The sequence below is a fragment of the Crocosphaera watsonii WH 8501 genome (assembly GCF_000167195.1).
Taxonomy (GTDB): domain Bacteria; phylum Cyanobacteriota; class Cyanobacteriia; order Cyanobacteriales; family Microcystaceae; genus Crocosphaera; species Crocosphaera watsonii.
Window position 1 is genome coordinate 107,751 of record NZ_AADV02000001.1, and the last position, 18,945, is coordinate 126,695.

Annotated in this window: 18 protein-coding genes; 6 read left to right on the forward strand and 12 right to left on the reverse strand. The window is 38.9% G+C overall.

What is annotated here, in order from left to right; all coding sequences use genetic code 11:
• Positions 1–148: 148 nt before the first annotated feature.
• Both CWATDRAFT_RS00575 and CWATDRAFT_RS36820 read right to left on the reverse strand, forming a co-directional pair.
• Entirely contained in the window at positions 149–1,039 is an 891-nt protein-coding gene (locus CWATDRAFT_RS00575) for an ABC transporter permease (protein WP_007303142.1), read from the reverse strand.
• Positions 1,040–1,106: 67 nt separating this feature from the next.
• Positions 1,107–1,262 carry a hypothetical protein gene (locus CWATDRAFT_RS36820; RefSeq protein ID WP_157134021.1) on the reverse strand — a complete coding sequence of 52 codons (156 nt, stop codon included), beginning with the start codon at positions 1,260–1,262 and terminating at the stop codon, positions 1,107–1,109.
• A 285-nt stretch (positions 1,263–1,547) separates the two neighbouring features.
• On the opposite strand from CWATDRAFT_RS36820, the gene CWATDRAFT_RS00580 reads away from it, so the two are divergent.
• Positions 1,548–2,609, forward strand: coding sequence for a hypothetical protein (locus CWATDRAFT_RS00580; RefSeq protein WP_007303144.1), 1,062 nt, complete (start codon positions 1,548–1,550; stop codon positions 2,607–2,609).
• Between the two features lie 11 nt (positions 2,610–2,620).
• Here the strand turns inward: CWATDRAFT_RS00580 and CWATDRAFT_RS00585 are convergent, their stop codons facing one another.
• The 3 genes from CWATDRAFT_RS00585 to CWATDRAFT_RS00595 form a co-directional block, all read right to left on the reverse strand.
• Positions 2,621–3,517 (reverse strand): glutaminase, encoded by an 897-nt coding sequence (locus tag CWATDRAFT_RS00585; protein ID WP_007303145.1) that lies wholly within the window; start codon positions 3,515–3,517, stop codon positions 2,621–2,623.
• Positions 3,518–3,575: 58 nt separating this feature from the next.
• The gene (locus CWATDRAFT_RS00590; RefSeq protein WP_007303146.1) at positions 3,576–5,159 is read right to left on the reverse strand and encodes a mechanosensitive ion channel domain-containing protein; all 1,584 of its coding nucleotides are present in this window, start codon (positions 5,157–5,159) and stop codon (positions 3,576–3,578) included.
• A 64-nt stretch (positions 5,160–5,223) separates the two neighbouring features.
• Entirely contained in the window at positions 5,224–5,805 is a 582-nt protein-coding gene (locus tag CWATDRAFT_RS00595) for a helix-turn-helix domain-containing protein (protein WP_007303067.1), read from the reverse strand.
• A gap of 263 nt (positions 5,806–6,068) precedes the next feature.
• Between CWATDRAFT_RS00595 and CWATDRAFT_RS00600 the strand changes: the two genes are divergently transcribed.
• On the forward strand, positions 6,069–6,740 hold the full coding sequence (locus CWATDRAFT_RS00600) for a hypothetical protein (RefSeq protein WP_007303147.1): 672 nt from the start codon (positions 6,069–6,071) through the stop codon (positions 6,738–6,740).
• A gap of 79 nt (positions 6,741–6,819) precedes the next feature.
• On the opposite strand, the gene CWATDRAFT_RS40905 is transcribed toward CWATDRAFT_RS00600, so the two are convergent.
• From CWATDRAFT_RS40905 to CWATDRAFT_RS35320, 3 genes are all read right to left on the reverse strand, one after another.
• The gene (locus CWATDRAFT_RS40905; RefSeq protein WP_326997392.1) at positions 6,820–6,984 is read right to left on the reverse strand and encodes an HNH endonuclease; all 165 of its coding nucleotides are present in this window, start codon (positions 6,982–6,984) and stop codon (positions 6,820–6,822) included.
• A gap of 30 nt (positions 6,985–7,014) precedes the next feature.
• Positions 7,015–8,043, reverse strand: coding sequence for an IS701 family transposase (locus tag CWATDRAFT_RS00605; protein ID WP_071892098.1), 1,029 nt, complete (start codon positions 8,041–8,043; stop codon positions 7,015–7,017).
• Positions 8,044–8,180: 137 nt separating this feature from the next.
• Positions 8,181–8,696, reverse strand: coding sequence for a hypothetical protein (locus CWATDRAFT_RS35320; protein ID WP_007303149.1), 516 nt, complete (start codon positions 8,694–8,696; stop codon positions 8,181–8,183).
• Between the two features lie 435 nt (positions 8,697–9,131).
• On the opposite strand from CWATDRAFT_RS35320, the gene CWATDRAFT_RS00615 reads away from it, so the two are divergent.
• Together CWATDRAFT_RS00615 and CWATDRAFT_RS00620 are read left to right on the forward strand one after the other, a co-directional pair.
• Positions 9,132–9,713 (forward strand): helix-turn-helix domain-containing protein, encoded by a 582-nt coding sequence (locus tag CWATDRAFT_RS00615; RefSeq protein WP_007303150.1) that lies wholly within the window; start codon positions 9,132–9,134, stop codon positions 9,711–9,713.
• Between the two features lie 64 nt (positions 9,714–9,777).
• On the forward strand, positions 9,778–10,419 hold the full coding sequence (locus CWATDRAFT_RS00620; protein WP_007303151.1) for a transposase: 642 nt from the start codon (positions 9,778–9,780) through the stop codon (positions 10,417–10,419).
• A gap of 27 nt (positions 10,420–10,446) precedes the next feature.
• On the opposite strand, the gene CWATDRAFT_RS00625 is transcribed toward CWATDRAFT_RS00620, so the two are convergent.
• Genes CWATDRAFT_RS00625 through CWATDRAFT_RS00635 form a run of 3 tightly spaced genes read right to left on the reverse strand, consistent with a single transcriptional unit; the run spans position 10,447 to position 15,397 of the window.
• A complete protein-coding gene (locus tag CWATDRAFT_RS00625; protein WP_007303152.1) occupies positions 10,447–12,114 on the reverse strand; it encodes a DNA repair helicase XPB in 1,668 nt (555 codons plus the stop codon).
• A 59-nt stretch (positions 12,115–12,173) separates the two neighbouring features.
• Positions 12,174–14,027, reverse strand: a complete 1,854-nt coding sequence (locus tag CWATDRAFT_RS00630; protein ID WP_007303153.1) for a helicase-associated domain-containing protein — start codon at positions 14,025–14,027, stop codon at positions 12,174–12,176.
• Positions 14,028–14,080: 53 nt separating this feature from the next.
• Positions 14,081–15,397 carry a relaxase/mobilization nuclease domain-containing protein gene (locus tag CWATDRAFT_RS00635; RefSeq protein ID WP_007303154.1) on the reverse strand — a complete coding sequence of 439 codons (1,317 nt, stop codon included), beginning with the start codon at positions 15,395–15,397 and terminating at the stop codon, positions 14,081–14,083.
• A gap of 784 nt (positions 15,398–16,181) precedes the next feature.
• On the opposite strand from CWATDRAFT_RS00635, the gene CWATDRAFT_RS00640 reads away from it, so the two are divergent.
• Complete coding sequence (locus tag CWATDRAFT_RS00640; protein WP_007303155.1) at positions 16,182–16,832, forward strand: acetate and sugar kinases/Hsc70/actin family protein; 651 nt, start codon at positions 16,182–16,184, stop codon at positions 16,830–16,832.
• Positions 16,833–16,932: 100 nt separating this feature from the next.
• On the opposite strand, the gene CWATDRAFT_RS32215 is transcribed toward CWATDRAFT_RS00640, so the two are convergent.
• Complete coding sequence (locus tag CWATDRAFT_RS32215; protein ID WP_042711057.1) at positions 16,933–17,286, reverse strand: hypothetical protein; 354 nt, start codon at positions 17,284–17,286, stop codon at positions 16,933–16,935.
• A 121-nt stretch (positions 17,287–17,407) separates the two neighbouring features.
• Here CWATDRAFT_RS32215 and CWATDRAFT_RS00650 point away from each other — a divergent pair, with 121 nt between their 5' ends.
• Complete coding sequence (locus tag CWATDRAFT_RS00650) at positions 17,408–18,847, forward strand: NF041680 family putative transposase (protein WP_007303156.1); 1,440 nt, start codon at positions 17,408–17,410, stop codon at positions 18,845–18,847.
• The last annotated feature ends 98 nt before the right edge of the window (positions 18,848–18,945 follow it).

Sequence of the window (18,945 nt, forward strand, 5' to 3'; positions counted from 1 at the left end):
TATTCCTGCTTTTTTTGCATAGTCTGAAAGTTTCATGTCTATATATTAACATGAATGACTATACTTGACTATATTTTTATTGAAAGTTTAGGATACCAGTTTCCCAACGTAGGGGTCAACGGCCGTTGACCCCTACAAGGTTTGAAAATCAAGCAAAACGACGGCGTAATAAGGGTTGAATAGTTAATAAAATTAAGGCATCAAACCCTACTAATAGTAGTAAAACCCCAAGAAAATTAATATCCAGCCAAGGGGTTTCCAGGACAATACTTCCTAAAGACCATTGCCCATTGAGGTAAATATAACGAATTGGTTCAATGGCGTAGGTTAAAGGGTTCAAACTCGCCACAACTTGTAACCATCCTGCCATAAAAGATAGAGGTGCAAGGGCGGTACTAGCAAACAATAGGGGTAAGTTGGTGACAAAAATGACTGCTATGAGTTCGATATGCCCCGGCAGGGCAAAAGCTAACCCTAAACTTAATCCTGTTACTCCAGCAACGATTAAAAAGACAATTAAGGCGATCGCTCCTAAACCAGCTAAACCGGGTAAACCTCCTCCTAACATAGCACTGGCCCCAACAATAACGGCGGTTTGGATGATACTGAGGCTAATAATATAGAGGGTAGAAGCAGCCACTATGGAATAACGAGAGGCTAACGGCGCAACCAGTAAGCGGTTGAGAAAGCCAAACTCTCTATCAAACATAACCGGTAGTCCGGCATTTAATGCCCCTGAAAATGCGGTGAAAACAATAATACCAGGGGAGAGAAACTTAGCATAGTTGAGATCATCCCCAAATAACCCTTGAGGGGCGTTGTAAAATAAAGCCCCAAATAATATTAACCACATAAACGGCTGAATAATACCGGCCATAAAGGTTGAGGGACGGCGTTGTAGTTGAATGAACAGACGTTTCGTCATGGCTAGGGTTTCTTGAGAAAAGTCTGAGAACCAATTCCCCTCCGGTGTAATATCAGTGATCACATTGGGGGCTAAACTGTTCTGGGTTTGAGATGGTGTAATGGTTTGACTCATATTATCTATGTATTATTTTTCTCGCTTCTTTGATCTTATAGCAGTTCTCAAGGGACGGAGTTATTGGTTATGTTTGCGTAACTTCTTTTTCTGATTCAGCAATTAAGGTGAAACCTTCGGCGGCAAAGTTTTCTTCAGCACTTAAACCTTGAATAAGTCCAGGGATGGCCCTACCTGTCACGGTAAAGGCAAAAGTTGAACTAGGAAATACAGAAGCCATCAACCCTACGCTAACGGCGAAAAGTGAAGACTTGATTAAATGGGATGTAGATAATTTCATGATACTAAAAATAATTGATAAATAAACGCTCAAATTATAGCAGTTTTAAACATCTTTTTAGGAAGATTGTTATATGGCGTTTCTCGCAACGAGTGAGGTACACCTAACATCTAACTCGGAACTCCGAACTCCGAACTCCGAACTCCGAACTCCTAAAACTAGAAAACTGTGTACCTCACAAGTATGAGAATTGCTATAATGTGCATTGTGCTTTTCTATTTTGTCTAAATGATTAAAGGTTATCAAAGTCGATTACTCTTAATAATAGTTACTATCATAACTGGAATTATTACCCTGGTTTCCCCTGCGTTATCCGTTCCAGAATCTTGTGTTTATCATCCAGAAGTATATCAAGGAGTTAACTTATCTAACTTAAGTGATGAATTAGAAAATACAGGATTGTTAGGGGAAATTCATGGTACAGTTCCTGAAGAAAATATCTTTGTTTTTGCAGTTCGTGATCCTGATAACTTTTTTGACTTTCAACACTTTTCTGTCATTCCTGGTAATAAGCAAACTCAGGAAACTTTAAAGCAAGTTGGGAGACATGATCAAGTTTGTTTACAAGGAAAATTAATTAAAAATCCTAGTCCTCAACCCCATATTGTTGTTCAGTCTGCTGTTGTCACGGAATCTTGGCAAGGGTTAGCAGGATATAAAGGTTATGAGTATCAAGCGGATATCCCCGAAGAATTAAAGTATAGAAATCATGCTATTTTCAAGGTTCACTTTGTCAATAATGAGGGTAAAATTTTAGTTGTAGAATATAAAGATAAAGTATTACCTATTTATGTTAAAAATATAGAACTTACTAAAGATTTATATCGAGGATATTTAATTGATCTGAGTTACAAGATACAACCCTGGCCAGGATATCCCACCCATTTAAACTTAACTTTAAATACTGAAAATCCTCTTAAAACCGTGGATAGATTAGTTGACAAACACAATATAGACACAAAATTAACCGGAAAATTAGTCAAATTTCCTCAAAGTCCACAAATTCAATTTGATGTTTATGCTATAGAAGTCATTACTGAAGGATTACCACGTTATTATACTTTAGTTAATTTTGAAGATATAAAAGAATTTGAGACCATTAGAGAAAAGTTAGCTAATATTTGGAACAGTAACTTAAGTACAGTTGAATCTGGTCGTAACTTTTTAATTAATCCTAACATAATGATGGAGGCACAGGGTAAAATTAATGTTGTTTCTCCCCAACAAGCTAACCCTCAAATTCTTCTAGAAAATGCTAATAAAATTCAACAATTATCGATGGTAAACTGAAGTCATTTCTTCTAGTTTAAATAATTAGCAATTTTTTGGAGCATATACAAACCACCCAAGGAGTTTCCTTGTGCATCCAGGGGAGGACTATAACAGGCGATCGCTCCCTCTTTGGGTACTATAGATAGTATAGCACCACTCACCCCTGATTTACTGGGAAATCCAATCTTTTTAGCAAAGTTTTCTGATGCTTCATAGAGTCCACAAGTAGTCATTATTTCTGTGACAATTGAGACATTTTTTGAGGATATATTCGGGGAATTAACTAATAATAATCCTAACTTAGCTAAATCAATAATTGTTGCAGAAAGACAGCAAATTTTGTTATAAGTATCTAAGGTTATTTCTGGCTCTTTTAGATGTTTTCTTTGGGTTAAGTTATCAATGATAGATTGATTACGAAGATTGGGTAAAGACTCAACGGATTTTAACATTAATTTGTCTAAAAATAGATTAGCGTTACTTTGTTTGTTTAACCATTCTTGTAAGTTATTTAATCTGGTATGACTGTCCTTTCCAGGGAGTAAAGAAGCTAGGGTTAATGCACCACTATTGATCATAGGATTCCGAGGAAATCCCTGATCTAATTGTAATTGATCTAGAGAATTAAAAGGATAATTAGAGTGTTCAGATCCCACTTTAGTAAAAATAAAATTATCTCCTAACTCTGATAATAAATAAAGTAACAAAAAAGGTTTAATGATACTCATCAAAGAAAAAGTAATTTTACTATCTCCTTGAGTTAAAAAAATATTATTTTTAGTAACAACACAAATAAATAATAAACTAGAATCAGTTCGTTGTAATAGAGGAATATAATCGGCTAATTTTCCTTTTTTTGCTTCTTGAGAAGCTTCCATTAACCAGTTAGATAATTGTGCTGAAGACAGAGAAGATAATTGTTTCATTTTTAGACTATTGTTAATGATATTATAGTTTTAGCAAAATATTGGTAAAAATTATAAACTATGATAAATTAAAAATTTGACTTAATCTTTTACGAATCCAAACAACAGGATTTTTCAGATATTCATCATCAATTAAACCCATTTCTTTCAAACTATTTTGATGTTCTTCTAAAGCTTCTTGACGTTTTACTAATTCTGTGGCGATTTCTTTTTCTAAATAAGGATATTGATCAAGAAGATTTTGAAAACAAGTTTTTCCTAGTAAAAATAACTGGGTATCTTCTGATGCGCTCATAGTAGTAGGATAGGGAATTTCTAATAGTAAAGGTAACTCTCCGAAATAATCTCCTTGATTAAAAGTAAATAAAAGACGACTAACTTTTTTAGTTTCATAAATAGCTTGTATTTGTCCCAATAAAACAATACAAAAATGACTATCATATTCTCCTCTGTTAATGAAGATTTCATCTTTTTTGAGATGACGACGACTACCTGCTTCAATTAACTTTCTTAATTCTAGTTCGTCTAAATGTTGAAAACAGGGAAAACTTTTCAAGGAATCTTTCAATGTTATATGGTGAGAAATAGGAGATTTATCAGGTATATTTTGCAGGGTATTTAACTGTAATGATTCAACATTTTTAACCCATAATTCCCGTTGAGGAAAAGGAATAGAGATACCACCTTGACGAAATTTATATTCAATAATAAAGTTGAGAGAACTTTTAATAAACTTGCGATTTTCAATATTAGCAACCCAAACCCATAACTCAAAAATTAAAGCGTTATCTCCATACTCAACAAAGACAACTTTTGGAGAGGGATTGGGTAATACTTCTTGTTCTAAAAAAGCTGCTTCTAATAATAATTCTGTTACCAATAATAAGTCACTATTGTAAGCAACCCCAATAGATATTTCTATTCTTCCCTGACAGTTTTCATAGTTCCAATTTTCTACTGGTTGACTGGTTAAATCTGTGTTAGGAATCACTAATTGAGATCCTTCAAATGTTTTAATAACTGTTGATCTTAATGATATTTCTTGAATATATCCCAAGTGACCTTGAAATTCAATTAAATCTCCAACTTTTAACTTACTTTCTCCCAATAAAGTTAACCCACTGACAAGATTTCTAGTAATTTCTTGTAAACCAAACCCAATACCAACCCCTAACCCTGATGTATGTTTGGGAATATAAACAAAGCGAATTCGATGAGATTCATCTGATAAAAAATCTGCTCTGCTCTCCATAGATTGCAAAATCCCCTCCTTTCCTTTTCTCCCCAAATCAATAGTAATTCCACAGCTTTCTGCTACTAATTTGACTAAGCTTTCCGATTTATGAGTGTTGAGTTTATCTACAATAAAAATCCATTCTGCTTTTTCATCAATCTTAATCGTTCTCTGGATATGTTCAGAAAAATCTTGTTCTGTTCTTGTCGGTCCAATAGAGGGACTAACAACTTTTCCTCTTGCCACATCCCAGTTCGCAATCAAGCTTAAAGTTCCGTGTCTTTCATATTCAAATTCGATTTTTTCTACTTGTTTAGGCTTGATTCTTTTGTTCGGAAATAATCTCTCAAGAGCTTGAATCCCTGTCATTTCATCTGTACTAATTAAATGAATTCCTTGTTCTAACAAAGTTTTAGCTTCTTGATGAAGTTCACAGATATATTTGACTTGCTTTTTAAATTTTAAGGGATCATCAATTTTGGCATTTAACCAGTAACGAACGAGATGTGGTTGTAATGTCGCTTCTTTTTAAAAAACGCCCCACACTACGGGGGGAAATCTTTTCGACAATTCCTCTTTTTATGGCTTCATCCGCCAACTCTGAAGGTGTCCAATGGCTCACTGGTCTGTCTGATTTTTCACATTCTTCACAAGCGATCTCTACAATCTGGACTACTTGTTCGACCGTAAAGGATTTTGTTGTTCCAGGTCTTGGGCGATCGCTTAAAATTCCTTTGATCAAGACCATTAATGCTTTCTCCGTTACCTGTTGTTCTTCGGCGGCACTCAGTTTTTCTCTCTCCTCAAACCATCGCGATCGCCACTGACGCACCTGTACTCGGTCTAATTCTAATCTTCGACTAATCGAACTATTGCTCTCTCCTGATGCTGCGGCTAAGATTAGCTTGGCTCGTCTAACAAGGCGATAGGGGTTTGTTGTCCCTCTCACTATTTGTTGGAGTACTGTTTTCTGTAGGTTGGAGAGGTTAATTGGCAATGCTTTTATCATGGACATCAACTTCGAGATTCTTCCGTTAGTTTCATTGAAACACATTGTCGTGGCTAGTCACGAAAGTTTCTGTAAAAATCTGGTGGATTACTTTCGCCAAGCTGCACTAGTTTACAGGACTTTCCCATAGAAACCGAAAATACCCCCGAAAATCTAGAAATAGAATTTCCTCAAGGGGTTAAATATACTATCACCACTGCTATTAGCGATCGCCCCTCGTCAGAGTTATTACAAGACTTTGCTCGTAGTGGTGCGGCCGGCCTTGTCAATCGTATTAGAACCCTGGAAAATAAAGGAGTGCTTAAACCATGACCTTTTCAGAAGAATTTAATTCAACAGAAACCGATACCGATTTTGAGGAACTTGGTAGTAGTTATCCCACTGCATTCGGCATTACTTTCACCCCACGAATCATTGGGGCTTGTTTAGGAGTATTGGGATTGGTGGGGTCGATATATGTTGGCTTAAGTTTTGTTAAGCCGGCTTACGATAACTATAATGAACTCAAAGCCACCGAAGCTCAAAAACAGGGAGAACTGGCACAGCAAGAATCAGGGGAACTCAGCAAAAAAATGTTAGAAGCTGAGCAAAAATTGAGGCAGTCAGAATCCCTAAGACGTGACGTATTATCCTTGTTTTCTAGCGAGGAAAGCTTGAAAACCATACTACTTGATATTAATCAAGTGGTAGAAAAACACCAAGCAGAATTAGTTAGTTTTAAACCTAATGGAACTATAACAGTGGTGAGAGATAGTTCTTTAGGAGAAGGGGTGAATGATCGCCTAAAACGTCAGAAATTTGACCTAACCATTAGAGGAAACTTTGGTTCAACCCAGAGTATTCTTAGAGACTTAGAGCGACTGCAACCCTTATTAGTGATTACGGGATTAAACTCCAAATTGGTTAAGGAAGGCTTTACCGTTGAGATTCTAGAAATTAGGCAAGAAGGAGGGCAAACAGTTGCTACAGGACAAGATTAGGGGTCGAAAAGGTAATCACTTACCTCTCCTCCCAGTCCGAAGCGTACGTGAGACTTTCACCTCATACGGCTCTCGGCAATTAGTCCCTTGTCATGGGTACTGTTAATACGTCGTCTTTCCATTCATAGCCATTATCTAGCCAATCATAGAGATAATCATTTTTGCTTTTGACATCATGACAGTGACGATGTAGAGCTTGTAGATTGTTGAACTCATCCTTTCCACCTTTCGATTTAGGGATAATTAGAAGTTTCGCATTGACAGAAAATAAAAATTATGCTGTCAAAGAATTAGTGGGAGATAATTGTTCTAAAATAAACTCCCGTGCCACTTTTAAAGAAAGCTCTCTTTGGAGAGAATACCAAGACTCTATAGTTGCTTTAATTCTCATCAGTTCCAATTGACAAAATGCTCTTAAAGAACAGAAAATATGAGTAACAATAGCTTTTGTCGTTCTTACTTGAAACTTAGATAATCCACACAATTGTTTTAAAGCTCTATGATAGCATTCTATTCCCCAATGAATAGTTTGTAACTCTCTAAAATCATCGCGCTTCCAATCCATAAGTTTAGATTCATCATATAGAAAAGTAGCATAATAACGACAACTTCCGTGTTTAAAAGTCCTCTTAAATATTTTTACTTTTCCGAATTCTTTGATAATTACTATCAATCCATTATTAGGAATTTCCAACTCCTCTACTCTTTGATATTTACCTCCTTCTACTTTTACTTGTCTATTTTTGGCTATTCCTACTTGAAAATCCAGTTCTTTATCTCTAAAAAATCTTAAATTCTCTTTAGAAGAATACCAACAGTCTGTCGTTATAGTAGAAGGTTTTACCCCCCACTTGATTACTTCTACGATCATCTCTCTTAAGTAATCATTTTTTGTTTTATTATCTAGAGGATCATAAAGGCGATAATTAATAGGCATTGATTTTCCATCATAGTCAGTATAATACAAAGTAATTAAGTTAATTCCTTTGATGGCTTTTTGATGTTTTCCTGACCAATAATAGTTGATTAAATGAGCTTTTCCTACTTGAGAGTAGTGTTTTTCAATAACGGTATCATCCCCACTTAACACTCCTCCAATCAAATTAAGGTTTCCTTGAACTTCTCTAAATAAATCTATTGGTTCATATTGCTCTCTTAGTAAGAATCTATTGGTGCTATGACGAGAAATTTCTAAAATCTCAGCTAAACGGCAGCAACCTGTGTATTTTGGCTCTGAGAGCAAGAAGTATGTATATTGATCTAGATTACATTGGGCTGTTGATGGTTTACTCCGAAGTCTTATGATTTTTCTCCTTCATTAGCGATCACCTGAAAACATCATCTGCATATTTACGCTCTTTTGTCAATGCGAAACTCCTAAGTTTCATTGAAACACATTGTCGTGGCTAGTCACGAAAGTTTCTGTAAAAATCTGGTGGATTACTTTCGCCAAGCTGCACTAGTACAGTTTTCAGAAGTGTCTATCACTTCTGTCTCACTTTTCCGCCCCCATTCATTAAGGGGTGATTTCTGGGTTAAAATCTCATAGACGGGTAACAATTCAGGGGGGCAAGGATTTTGCCGTTCAAAGTCTCCCATTGTCAATGGCTGATCTATGACGACTCGCAAGAACTCGATCCGAGCTTTCCAATAACGATCCGTGGCTGCGCTTAAGAATCGTTTTTTATCCTTGTTGGTGTGCGATCGCTCATAATGCAAGTAGTAATCTTGGTAGACTCGTTTAGCAGATTGCGCTGATTTGACAATGTAGTTATGGTCTTTAAATGGATCGGCTTCCTTCCGTTCCCAACATTTTTGGCATCTCCAAGCAAATAGTCCATACTTCCCCGTGCTAGGAACCCACTTATGATCACAAGCATCCTCATTTTCTAGATCATGTTGGGAGGTATGGGTATGGGTAGGGATATTGAGTAGAGTTAATTGGTGGTTAGTCATGGTACTTTCATATTTTACTAGGGGTTATGGTGCGATCGCTCTGATTAAAAGAGGACTGAAGCCCTTGTATATCAAGGTATTTTCTCTTGTCGCTCATTCTAGAGAAGAGATTGAGATGAGTGAATGAGAAGGAATGGTCATCTAAAAATCCTTATATATCGTTAACTTTGATTAAGGAGTTACCTGAATGAATAAAAGTAAAATTGGACAAAAGGATTACCCAAAAAGCGATAGAGGCCACCATCAAAGGTGAACCCCTAGCAATCAAGAAACGGTTAGAAGTTCCCCTACCGAACAGGGAGCAATTTGAACAGCGTTGCAGAGATACTGGTTTGAACCCAAAAGACGAACTGGACAAAATTCTAGGTAACTAGTGCAGCTTGGCGAAAGTAATCCACCAGATTTTTACAGAAACTTTCGTGACTAGCCACGACAATGTGTTTCAATGAAACTAACGGAAGAATCTCGAAGTTGATGTCCATGATAAAAGCATTGCCAATTAACCTCTCCAACCTACAGAAAACAGTACTCCAACAAATAGTGAGAGGGACAACAAACCCCTATCGCCTTGTTAGACGAGCCAAGCTAATCTTAGCCGCAGCATCAGGAGAGAGCAATAGTTCGATTAGTCGAAGATTAGAATTAGACCGAGTACAAGTGCGTCAGTGGCGATCGCGATGGTTTGAGGAGAGAGAAAAACTGAGTGCCGCCGAAGAACAACAGGTAACGGAGAAAGCATTAATGGTCTTGATCAAAGGAATTTTAAGCGATCGCCCAAGACCTGGAACAACAAAATCCTTTACGGTCGAACAAGTAGTCCAGATTGTAGCGATCGCTTGTGAAGAATGTGAAAAATCAGACAGACCAGTGAGCCATTGGACACCTTCAGAGTTGGCGGATGAAGCCATAAAAAGAGGAATTGTCGAAAAGATTTCCCCCCGTAGTGTGGGGCGTTTTTTAAAAAGAAGCGACATTACAACCACATCTCGTTCGTTACTGGTTAAATGCCAAAATTGATGATCCCTTAAAATTTAAAAAGCAAGTCAAATATATCTGTGAACTTCATCAAGAAGCTAAAACTTTGTTAGAACAAGGAATTCATTTAATTAGTACAGATGAAATGACAGGGATTCAAGCTCTTGAGAGATTATTTCCGAACAAAAGAATCAAGCCTAAACAAGTAGAAAAAATCGAATTTGAATATGAAAGACACGGAACTTTAAGCTTGATTGCGAACTGGGATGTGGCAAGAGGAAAAGTTGTTAGTCCCTCTATTGGACCGACAAGAACAGAACAAGATTTTTCTGAACATATCCAGAGAACGATTAAGATTGATGAAAAAGCAGAATGGATTTTTATTGTAGATCAACTCAACACTCATAAATCGGAAAGCTTAGTCAAATTAGTAGCAGAAAGCTGTGGAATTACTATTGATTTGGGGAGAAAAGGAAAGGAGGGGATTTTGCAATCTATGGACAGCAGAGCAGATTTTTTATCAGATGAATCTCATCGAATTCGCTTTGTTTATATTCCCAAACATACATCGTGGCTTAATCAAATTGAGTGTTGGTTTTCGATCTTAGTCCGGCGTTTACTCAAAAGAATTACTGTCCGTTCAACTGAAGAACTATCCCAAAAAATTCTCAATTTTATTGATTACTTTAATCAACATTTTGCTAAGCCGTTCGTTTGGAAATTTAAGGGCTTTAAAGATCATAAGTGACTGGTGGATTATTTTTGCTAAGCTGCACTAGTTAATCTGATAGCCGTAACCTTGCTCAGTTAAAAATAACTGTCGGTGACGGGCAAAATCCTCTTCACAAGTCCGCTCGGAAACCAAGGTGTAAAATCTGGCGGTTCTCCCATCAGATTTAGGGCGCAAAATCCGTCCTAAGCGTTGGGCTTCTTCCTGTCGAGAGCCATATTTCCCAGAAACCTGAATCAGCACATCCGCATCGGGTAAATCTAGGGCGAAATTCCCCACCCTAGACAACACTAAGCCGTCTATTTCTCCAGAGCGAAATTTCTGGTAGAGAACTTCCCGTTGCTTCTGGGTGGTTTTGCCAGTGATGAGGGGAAACTTGGTCAACTCGGCTAAAGTCCTCAGTTGCTCTATATATTCCCCAATGACCAAGATTTTATGCCCTATCTCGTCTATGAGCAGTTGTCTGACGACTTCTAGTTTGCGCGGGTTTTCGGCCGCCACACGGAATTGCTGGCGGCGGGGGGCAACAGCGTAGCGCATCTGTTCTTCACTGTCTTGGGGAACCCGAATCTCCCGACAAATGGCTTGAGCAATGAACCCCTGGCTTTCTAACTCCCGCCAGGGAACATCGTAGCGTTTCGGTCCGATGAGGGCAAAAACATCGCTTTCTCGCCCATCCTCCCGAATCAAGGTGGCCGTCAGTCCTAACCTCCGTCTGGCCTGTAGTTCTGCCGTAATGCGGAAAACTGGAGCCGGGAGGAGGTGAACCTCATCATAGATAATTAAGCCCCAAGAACGGGCTTGAAACAGGGAAAAGTGAGGAAAATCAGCGTCTTTATGGGGTCGATAAGTGAGAATCTGATAGGTAGCTAGAGTTATCGGTCCTGTCGCTTTCATCTCTCCAGAATATTCGGCGATAACCTCTTCTGGTAGCTCGGTTTTATCGAGTAATTCCCGCCGCCACTGGCGTACCGACGTTAAGCTAGTGGTGAGGATGAGGGTATTTTCCTGCACCTGGGCCATGGCGGCCATCCCAACAATGGTTTTACCCGCCCCACAGGGGAGACAAATGACACCACTTCCTCCTTGAACACGCCCCGACTGATAGAAGACATCAGCCGCTTCAAGTTGATAGGGACGCAAGACAAAAGGTTGACCACTTTGGGCCGTTGAGCGCAACTTCAGGGGCAGGGCATCTCCCTGGACGTATCCGGCTAAATCTTCGGCGGGATAGCCCACTTCAACGAGGGCTTTTTTGAGCAGTCCCCGAAATTGGGTTGGGACTTGGAAAGAGAGAGGAGAAAGACGTTTCTCCAACAAGGGAGCAATCGGTTTTTCCCTCAGTAGTAATTCAGCTAACGCTTCATCAGCCACTTTGAGAATCAGGAAAAAGCCATCGTCAGACTTAAAGAGACGAGTCAGTCCATAACGCCTTCCTAAAGTTTCAATTTCCTCAATGATCGATGAGGGCAGGGGATATTTGGTGTATTGTTGCAGCGCTTTAACCATCTGCTCAACCCCTAATCCTGCCGCTCGTGCATTCCAAATACTTAAGGGAGTGAGGCGGTAAGTGTGAACGTGTTCGGGACTTTTAATCAGTTCAGCGAAGGGGGCGATGGCTTCTCTGGCGGCTCCTGCGGTAGGAGCATGGACTTCGAGAAGGATGGTGCGGTCGCTTTGGACGATGAGGGCGTTTTCAGGATTGTAGGACATCTCTAAAATGAGCAAACGATGATGACGAAAGCGGGGATCTCCCCTTTCGTTTTAAAAACTTAACTTAGTTTAGGCAAACTATACCCTAACTTCTGTAAAGCATTGCGAAACTTGGTTTCTGATGCCACCGGCACCACTAAACGAGATTCCCCCGCCAAGAAACAATACTTTTTCGTTCGGGAATCATTAGCAATCAAAGCCGCCAGAGCTGGGTCACTACATTCAATTATCCGGCCAGTCCCTACATCCTTTAAACTGCCACTTCTCCATTGCACGTCAGCTAAAAATTGCTCAACCGTCTGAGGTAACGGTTCTGAGGAGCGTGCCTTTAAAAATTCGGCCAGTTCTTCGACCGAACGACCTTCAGCCACCGCTTTTAGTAACGTGGTTAAGTCTAAACGCCACACCGCATCAGACACTTTTTGTGCATAAATCTCCAAAGCGAGGACATCGGCCGCAGTTAGAGAATCTGACACCGCCACAATTTCTCGATTGGGTAACACCCGCAAAACGGGGCGTATTTCTAACGGGGCTGGAGTATAATCAGCTTCTAAGTTCAAACAGTAGGCCCCCAAGGGCGTTAAGCGGAAATAGATCAAGCCGTCATAACGACTGAGGAACTCCAAATCATCCACCCCCCAATTGTCGTCATAATCGTCCCTCGCTCCTACCGGAGAAATATAAGCCACATCCACCATGCCCAAGGTGGCTGCATACTCAAACAACAAACAGAGAACATACCTTCCCTGCAACATACTCCAGTCATGAAACCCTTCGTAGCCTAAACTGCCATATTGGGGGTCACAGAGGTAAAGATTCCAGGGATTACGGGTGATTTCAAACTCATAATCTGATCCTTGCATATAGCGGAAGAATTCATCGACTTCAACCCATTGATTGACCGGACAATCACCGAGGGCCCCAGCAATAGCCTCTCGTCGCCCACCAACGGCGGTCATGCTTCTTTGACCTTTTCCCGTTTGTCCTTTAATGGCATTAATCCGCCTAAATTCATCCAAGATTTTCGTCTTCAGCCATTTTTTCCAGAGGGTTTTCAGGGTCTGTTCTGGGGCATATCTTAGGGCTTTTTGACCCGCCTTGGTCAATTTGAGTTTTTTCCCTGACAACTCAGCTAACCCTCCAGCCTGAACCAGCATGGCCCAGCCAAAGGCACGAAGAGACCCGATTTCTTGGTAGGCAAGAGGGTTGTCTTTTTTCTGGATATCTGTGTAGTAGTCGCTCCCTTCCAGAAGCGGGGTCAGGGCCTTGAGGGTGGCGGCTGAAGGTAAACGGGTTTTCTCGCTTACTGACACCTTCCCTGCGTCAATGAGTCGCAGGACAGCTAATAATTCCTGGGGGGCACTTCGCTCTCTCAATCCCTGTTCGAGAGGAATTTGTTGGACTCGTTGGATACGTTTACGGGTATCGTAATTAAATTCTTGCCAACGTTGTTCAATGGTTGGGGGAATATCTTTAGATGACTTAAGTTTCATCGATATTGGCGGGGGGACTAACTTCTGCAAACGTTGCTTAAGTTCAAGAGGCATCACATATCCATAGAGAAACAATCCTAATGGAGAGGTTGTTTGTTGAGTGCCGTAGGAACTCCGAGACCCGAAATTGGGCAACGCTCCGTATTTGGCTTGAAAACGGCCGGCATCAAATTGAGAGTCTTTTGAATGTACAACTTCGGCAACGGCCGCCTGTTGTAAGGAGTCTAATTGTTGCCATAAGGACTGAAGTTTTTTGCCCTGTAAGTGCTGTTCAATTAGGGCAATGATTTCGGCTTTGCGAGTTGGTTTTTCACTGGTTGACAGGTGTGGGAGGAGTTGTTTGAGCCGATCCACGGTTTGTTGGCTCAGTGCTTCGGTGATGGTAGCCAAGGTGTCGGTATTTTTTTGAGAGTAAGACATCACACTCCTCCATTTTTAATAATGCCTAAATAGTTATAAGGACTACAAATAATTTATCCTAGACCGAAATAATAATCATTATCTGGTTGAGAAATAGTGGATCTTTGAGGTTGATGTTGAGGGTTGGGAATAATTGGCTGTTCATCACTTTGGGGGATGATATTCTCTTCTTTCTCGTTAGTTTTCTGCTGTAAGAGAAGTTCAGTTATCGTAGGAGTTTCGATAACAGTAGTAGCAGTAGTAATTGACAGACCAATAGACCGTAAATAAGACCTATAACCATGATTAGCAAAAGCTTTTTGGACGTAATTTTTCTCGTAGTCCATGCCAGGGTCCGTGTAATCTGTGCCAAGGGAGATCGCCACATTCAAAGCTTTTAAAGCCAAGTCTCTAACCAATTTCTTTTTGATATAAGCGAACCATTGAGATTGAGAGAGCATAAACCGTATTGCGTCCCAATTCCAACCATCTTGAGCAGCTATCTGGGCTGTTTGACTCAAATTATCAGCTTGAGCAGAATACTGATAGTAAAGACGTTTAGCTTTGTCAGGGGTCAACCAAGGACTTAACACAGTATCCTCTGCTCTAAAGAGTGTTGCGCTTAATAATTCGCTATCGCTGCGATGTGACAATAAATATCGTTTTAAACCGTATTCAGTAAAGACTTTACCCAAGGTTGAGCCGGTATAAGACGTAGGTTGAGCATTCCCATTTTCATCCCAATATGTATCTATTCTCCATTCATAACGTAATCCTTGAGGGGTAAAATGCACATTAATTTGTTTTTGGGCTAAATTAGCGACCAATTCGGGTAAATTGGCGGATTGAATAGCGGTTTCCCTCACCATATTTTGCATCCAGCGTCTTAGCTCTTGTTGATTCTTCTGGATTTCCCAGATTTTGGGGGGTCGCTCATAGCATTCATTAGAACTAGGGCAGGGGGTTAACTCAAAGTCAGCTTCGATGCGACGTAGAACATTTTGAGATTTGAGATAATCCCATGAATCACTAACTAACTCGCCAGCATGGGTGATTCTTGAAGCAATGATATGCACGTGGTCATGTAGGCAATCGCTATGCCTAATAGCAATATAAGGACAGTTCTTATAACCCATCTCCCTCAAGTAACGACGAATGATCTTCCGCCAGGTAACAGCAGAAACCACGTCGTCGTGATGGAGTGACAAACTGACGTGGAACATGGGACGTTGTACTCGTCTTCTCTTGTCCCAAACTTGCTCAAAAGAATTAACTTGTTGTTTGACGGTGCGCCCACTAACTTTTTTGATTAAGACAAGAGATTGTTTTTTGTCCTTTGCGTACTGAAGGGCTTGAAAAAAATGACTTCCTTTAACAATGTTGCTCAACATGAAACAGAAACGATAATTTTTTGAAAAAAAATAAGGCAGTTTTTGAGGGGTCGAAAAATTTTTGACATAGGTTCAACCTGGTTACTTTAATCTAGCACAAACTCCTTTGTGTGATCCTTTTTTTTTCAACCTGAAATGAACGGGTAATTCATGGCTATAAATATTAATAAATGATGATAAATGAGGTTTTAGGAACTCTTGAAACGTCTTGGAAAAAGTTTTTTGCTCATTCTTAATTTCTCTTTACCCTAAAAACTTAATGTAATATGTTTATAAGCATAATGGTGACAAAAAAGGGGATGTTTGAAAAAGTTGGGAATGTTCTGGAAGTTTCTGGAAAAAAAGGATAAAATAACAGTACAATAAGCAGTACAAATAAGGGTTGATATTTTCTCTAATCTTTAATCTTGTGTTACAAATGTATTGTTAATGTATTGCTTATCGGTTCATAGGATTGCAACGGCAACTCAACCAGAAAAAAAACTGGGTATTCCCCAGTAAAAGATTGTTATTTAAGCAGGAAATGGATGATTCACTTCTTACTGTTGCGATAGCAACGAATGGCTCTCAGAAAATAGAGAGAGTTGACAAAAAAAAATGTATGCGCTAGGTTAATACTCAAGGTCATTCCCCCCTCCCTAATGACCAAAAGATTTATATTTCGTAAATACCCATAGTTAACGCGGTGATAGTTAACGAAGGTAAGCCCGTAAACCACTGACGAGTTGAAATCGTTGTTTAGGGTGTACCTAAGAACTGTTGATATATTTTAGATGGAGGAGTGATGAATAATTCATCATCAATGCAGATGAATGTTTGTGCCGATCTAGGTGCGAGTGAACTCAAAGTAATTTATCAAATAGGAGAAAATGGTCCAAGTGGGATGTCTTTGCTACCGAATATTTTAGAAGTGGATTCATCTCTTGTTAGTATGTATCGTCAACAGCAAATGTCTATATCTGAGGATATAGCATGGTTAAAGCTAAATAAACGTGATACTAAAGTCATAGCAGTAGATCAATTGGCGGAAAATATCTTTTCCCTGAGAAATCACAGAAAGTTAAAAATTAACTTAGCAGATTGGAGAGTTTTGGCAATTATTGGCAAAATAATTACCATTGAACTTGAAAAAGTATTAGCTTACCCAGAAGAAATAATCTTAAGCTTAACGGTTCTTTTACCATTCAGGGAATGTAGTGGCAATTCAACTGGAGACTCGATTAAAGAAGAAATAAAAGCTTTTAAAAGAGAATTAAAGAAAAAATTAAAAAGGTTTTATCACAATGAGCAAAAAAGAGTTGTGAAATTAGAGAACATAAAAATCCTACCAGAAGGGGTAGGAAGCTTAATGTGTTCTTCAAACCAAGAAAGCACAAGTACAATAGTCATCATGTTAGGGCATTGGACTTTGGATAAAAAACAATTGTTAGCGTAAATTTTACGCTAAACATATCTCCAGAGCTAAAATAGAGAATTAAGGTGGTTTTAAAAACTCTCTTTCCATCTTTTTAGGGGATTTTAAATATTAAATAGCTTCATTCAGTTTCGGTTCCAATATAGATATCTAAGTAGCTTTCAGTTAGAGATTGAATGACTCGTTCTAATTCATCAATGAGATTTCTTCTAGTGAGTTTTTCTACAGCATCAATATGAGCAGAACTTCCGGCTCGTCCTAAATATTTATATTTGGTTTTTTTCTCATTATTAGTGGCCATAGGAAAAATTGATTCAGCAGCCTGTAGTTTATAATACCAGTAGATTGTTCCCTTTCGATTAACCTGATAACGAATAATATGACAATTAGCTGGTGCTACTTCCCCTTCCCGTTCAATTTTCTTTATTTTCTGTTTAAGAGAGCGAATTAGACTCTTAATTTGTTTGGCTCTCAGGTGGACATCTTGACTGGTCTTAAGTTCGGAATGTTATGACATTAGCCTTAACTGTAACAAACAACCTCTTTTGATGTTAGCGTATATATTCCGCTAATTTATAAGGTAATAAATTTTAAAAATGACCAAAAATGAAACGGCTACTTCTGTCGAGGAATTCCTGGTGTGGAGGTCTAACCTCTTCCAAGGACTAAAAGCTAGAAAAGAAACTATTATAGAATTACTCGATGCCCTCTCCAGTAACCAACAAGCTCACTCAGTCGTTGAATTGTCTCTCAATCCTTTATTTAGAAGAGATTATAACAGTTTATATAGAGGAATTCAAGAGTTTTTACCCACTCAAACTGACCCTAATTATGAACAGAGAATTGAGACTTTATTTTCAGCGGTATCGAGAACAATTCCTCCCACTTCAAAACATTATAACTTATTTGGTATTGACACAACTCCCTGTCCACGACGGTTTGCCGAAACGTTAGCGGATAAAACCTTTATTCATTACCCCAATCCAATTAAGGGAAATAAACCCATTAATATTGGACATTGTTATTCCGTTGTCTGCGCTTTACCTGACCAAATAGACACAGAAAAAGTCCCTTGGGCTGTCCCCTTATCAGGAGAGCGAGTCCCCTCTAAACATAAAGGAGTAAATCAAGGCAATCAACAACTAAAAAAAATCTGGCAAAGTTCTTTATTTTCTGATAAATTATCTGCCTTAGTGGCTGATAGTGACTACAGCCAAAAGGATTTTATTGGGGAACAAGTTAAGCATGAAGACGTAGTTACTATTACAAGAGTTAGAAGTGACCGAGTTTTTTATCGTCAATTTATTCGGGACCCAAATCAAGCCAAAACTTCGGGACATCCCCGTTGGTATGGGGATAAATTTGACCTTAAAGATGACCAAACTTGGACTGAACCTGATGAAGTTCATCATGTTCCCTTTACAACGAAAAAAGGTCGTCAATTAACAGTGACTATTTCGGGATGGAAACAGATGTTAATGAGAGGAACTAAAAACTATAAAATGAACAATCACCCCTTTACTTTACTCCAGATTGTTGTCAGAGCTCAAGAAAGAAATAGTATTTGGAAACCTATGTGGCTTATTGTTATTGGTTCTCGGCGCGATGAGTTAAGTTTAGTTGATTGTTATCAGTGTTATCGACAACGTTATGACATGGAACATCTTTTTCGATTTGGTAAACAAAGATTATTGATGACATCTTATTTAACTCCCGATGTACATCATGAAGAAAATTGGTTTAAACTAACACTTCTTTCTTATGTAAATTTGTGGCCTGCCAGAAAATTAGCTGTGGTTTTACCCCGTGATTGGGAACAGTATTTGAAGACTAATAAATCCATCAAAATCACCCCTAGTCTAGTTCAAAGAGACTTTTCAAGAATAATTACGACCTTGGGGACTTTCGCCAAATTTCCCAAACGTCGAGGTTTTTCTTCCGGACGTATTAAAGGTTACAAAAAAGCCCCACGAACTCGTCATGATGTTATCAAGAAAGGGAGCAAAAAATCAACTGAAAACTTAAAAGCTCCTTAGTTTTCCTCAGAATCTATAGATTAGCCCTATTTGTCAGCCAATTTTATTGACTGATACAGAGCCGATATTTTGGGATTTTAGTTTAGCGTAAAATATAC

Bases quoted from the DNA above. Each gene is read 5' to 3' on its own strand.
- CWATDRAFT_RS00575 (WP_007303142.1), bottom strand. From the start codon at position 1,039: ATGAGTCAAACCATTACACCATCTCAAACCCAGAACAGTTTAGCCCCC.
- CWATDRAFT_RS00580 (WP_007303144.1), top strand. From the start codon at position 1,548: ATGATTAAAGGTTATCAAAGTCGATTACTCTTAATAATAGTTACTATC.
- CWATDRAFT_RS00585 (WP_007303145.1), bottom strand. From the start codon at position 3,517: ATGAAACAATTATCTTCTCTGTCTTCAGCACAATTATCTAACTGGTTA.
- CWATDRAFT_RS00640 (WP_007303155.1), top strand. From the start codon at position 16,182: ATGAATAATTCATCATCAATGCAGATGAATGTTTGTGCCGATCTAGGT.
- CWATDRAFT_RS00650 (WP_007303156.1), top strand. From the start codon at position 17,408: ATGACCAAAAATGAAACGGCTACTTCTGTCGAGGAATTCCTGGTGTGG.
- CWATDRAFT_RS00615 (WP_007303150.1), top strand. From the start codon at position 9,132: ATGTGTTTCAATGAAACTAACGGAAGAATCTCGAAGTTGATGTCCATG.
- CWATDRAFT_RS00600 (WP_007303147.1), top strand. From the start codon at position 6,069: ATGACCTTTTCAGAAGAATTTAATTCAACAGAAACCGATACCGATTTT.
- CWATDRAFT_RS00595 (WP_007303067.1), bottom strand. From the start codon at position 5,805: ATGTGTTTCAATGAAACTAACGGAAGAATCTCGAAGTTGATGTCCATG.
- CWATDRAFT_RS00630 (WP_007303153.1), bottom strand. From the start codon at position 14,027: ATGTCTTACTCTCAAAAAAATACCGACACCTTGGCTACCATCACCGAA.
- CWATDRAFT_RS00635 (WP_007303154.1), bottom strand. From the start codon at position 15,397: ATGTTGAGCAACATTGTTAAAGGAAGTCATTTTTTTCAAGCCCTTCAG.
- CWATDRAFT_RS00625 (WP_007303152.1), bottom strand. From the start codon at position 12,114: ATGTCCTACAATCCTGAAAACGCCCTCATCGTCCAAAGCGACCGCACC.
- CWATDRAFT_RS35320 (WP_007303149.1), bottom strand. From the start codon at position 8,696: ATGACTAACCACCAATTAACTCTACTCAATATCCCTACCCATACCCAT.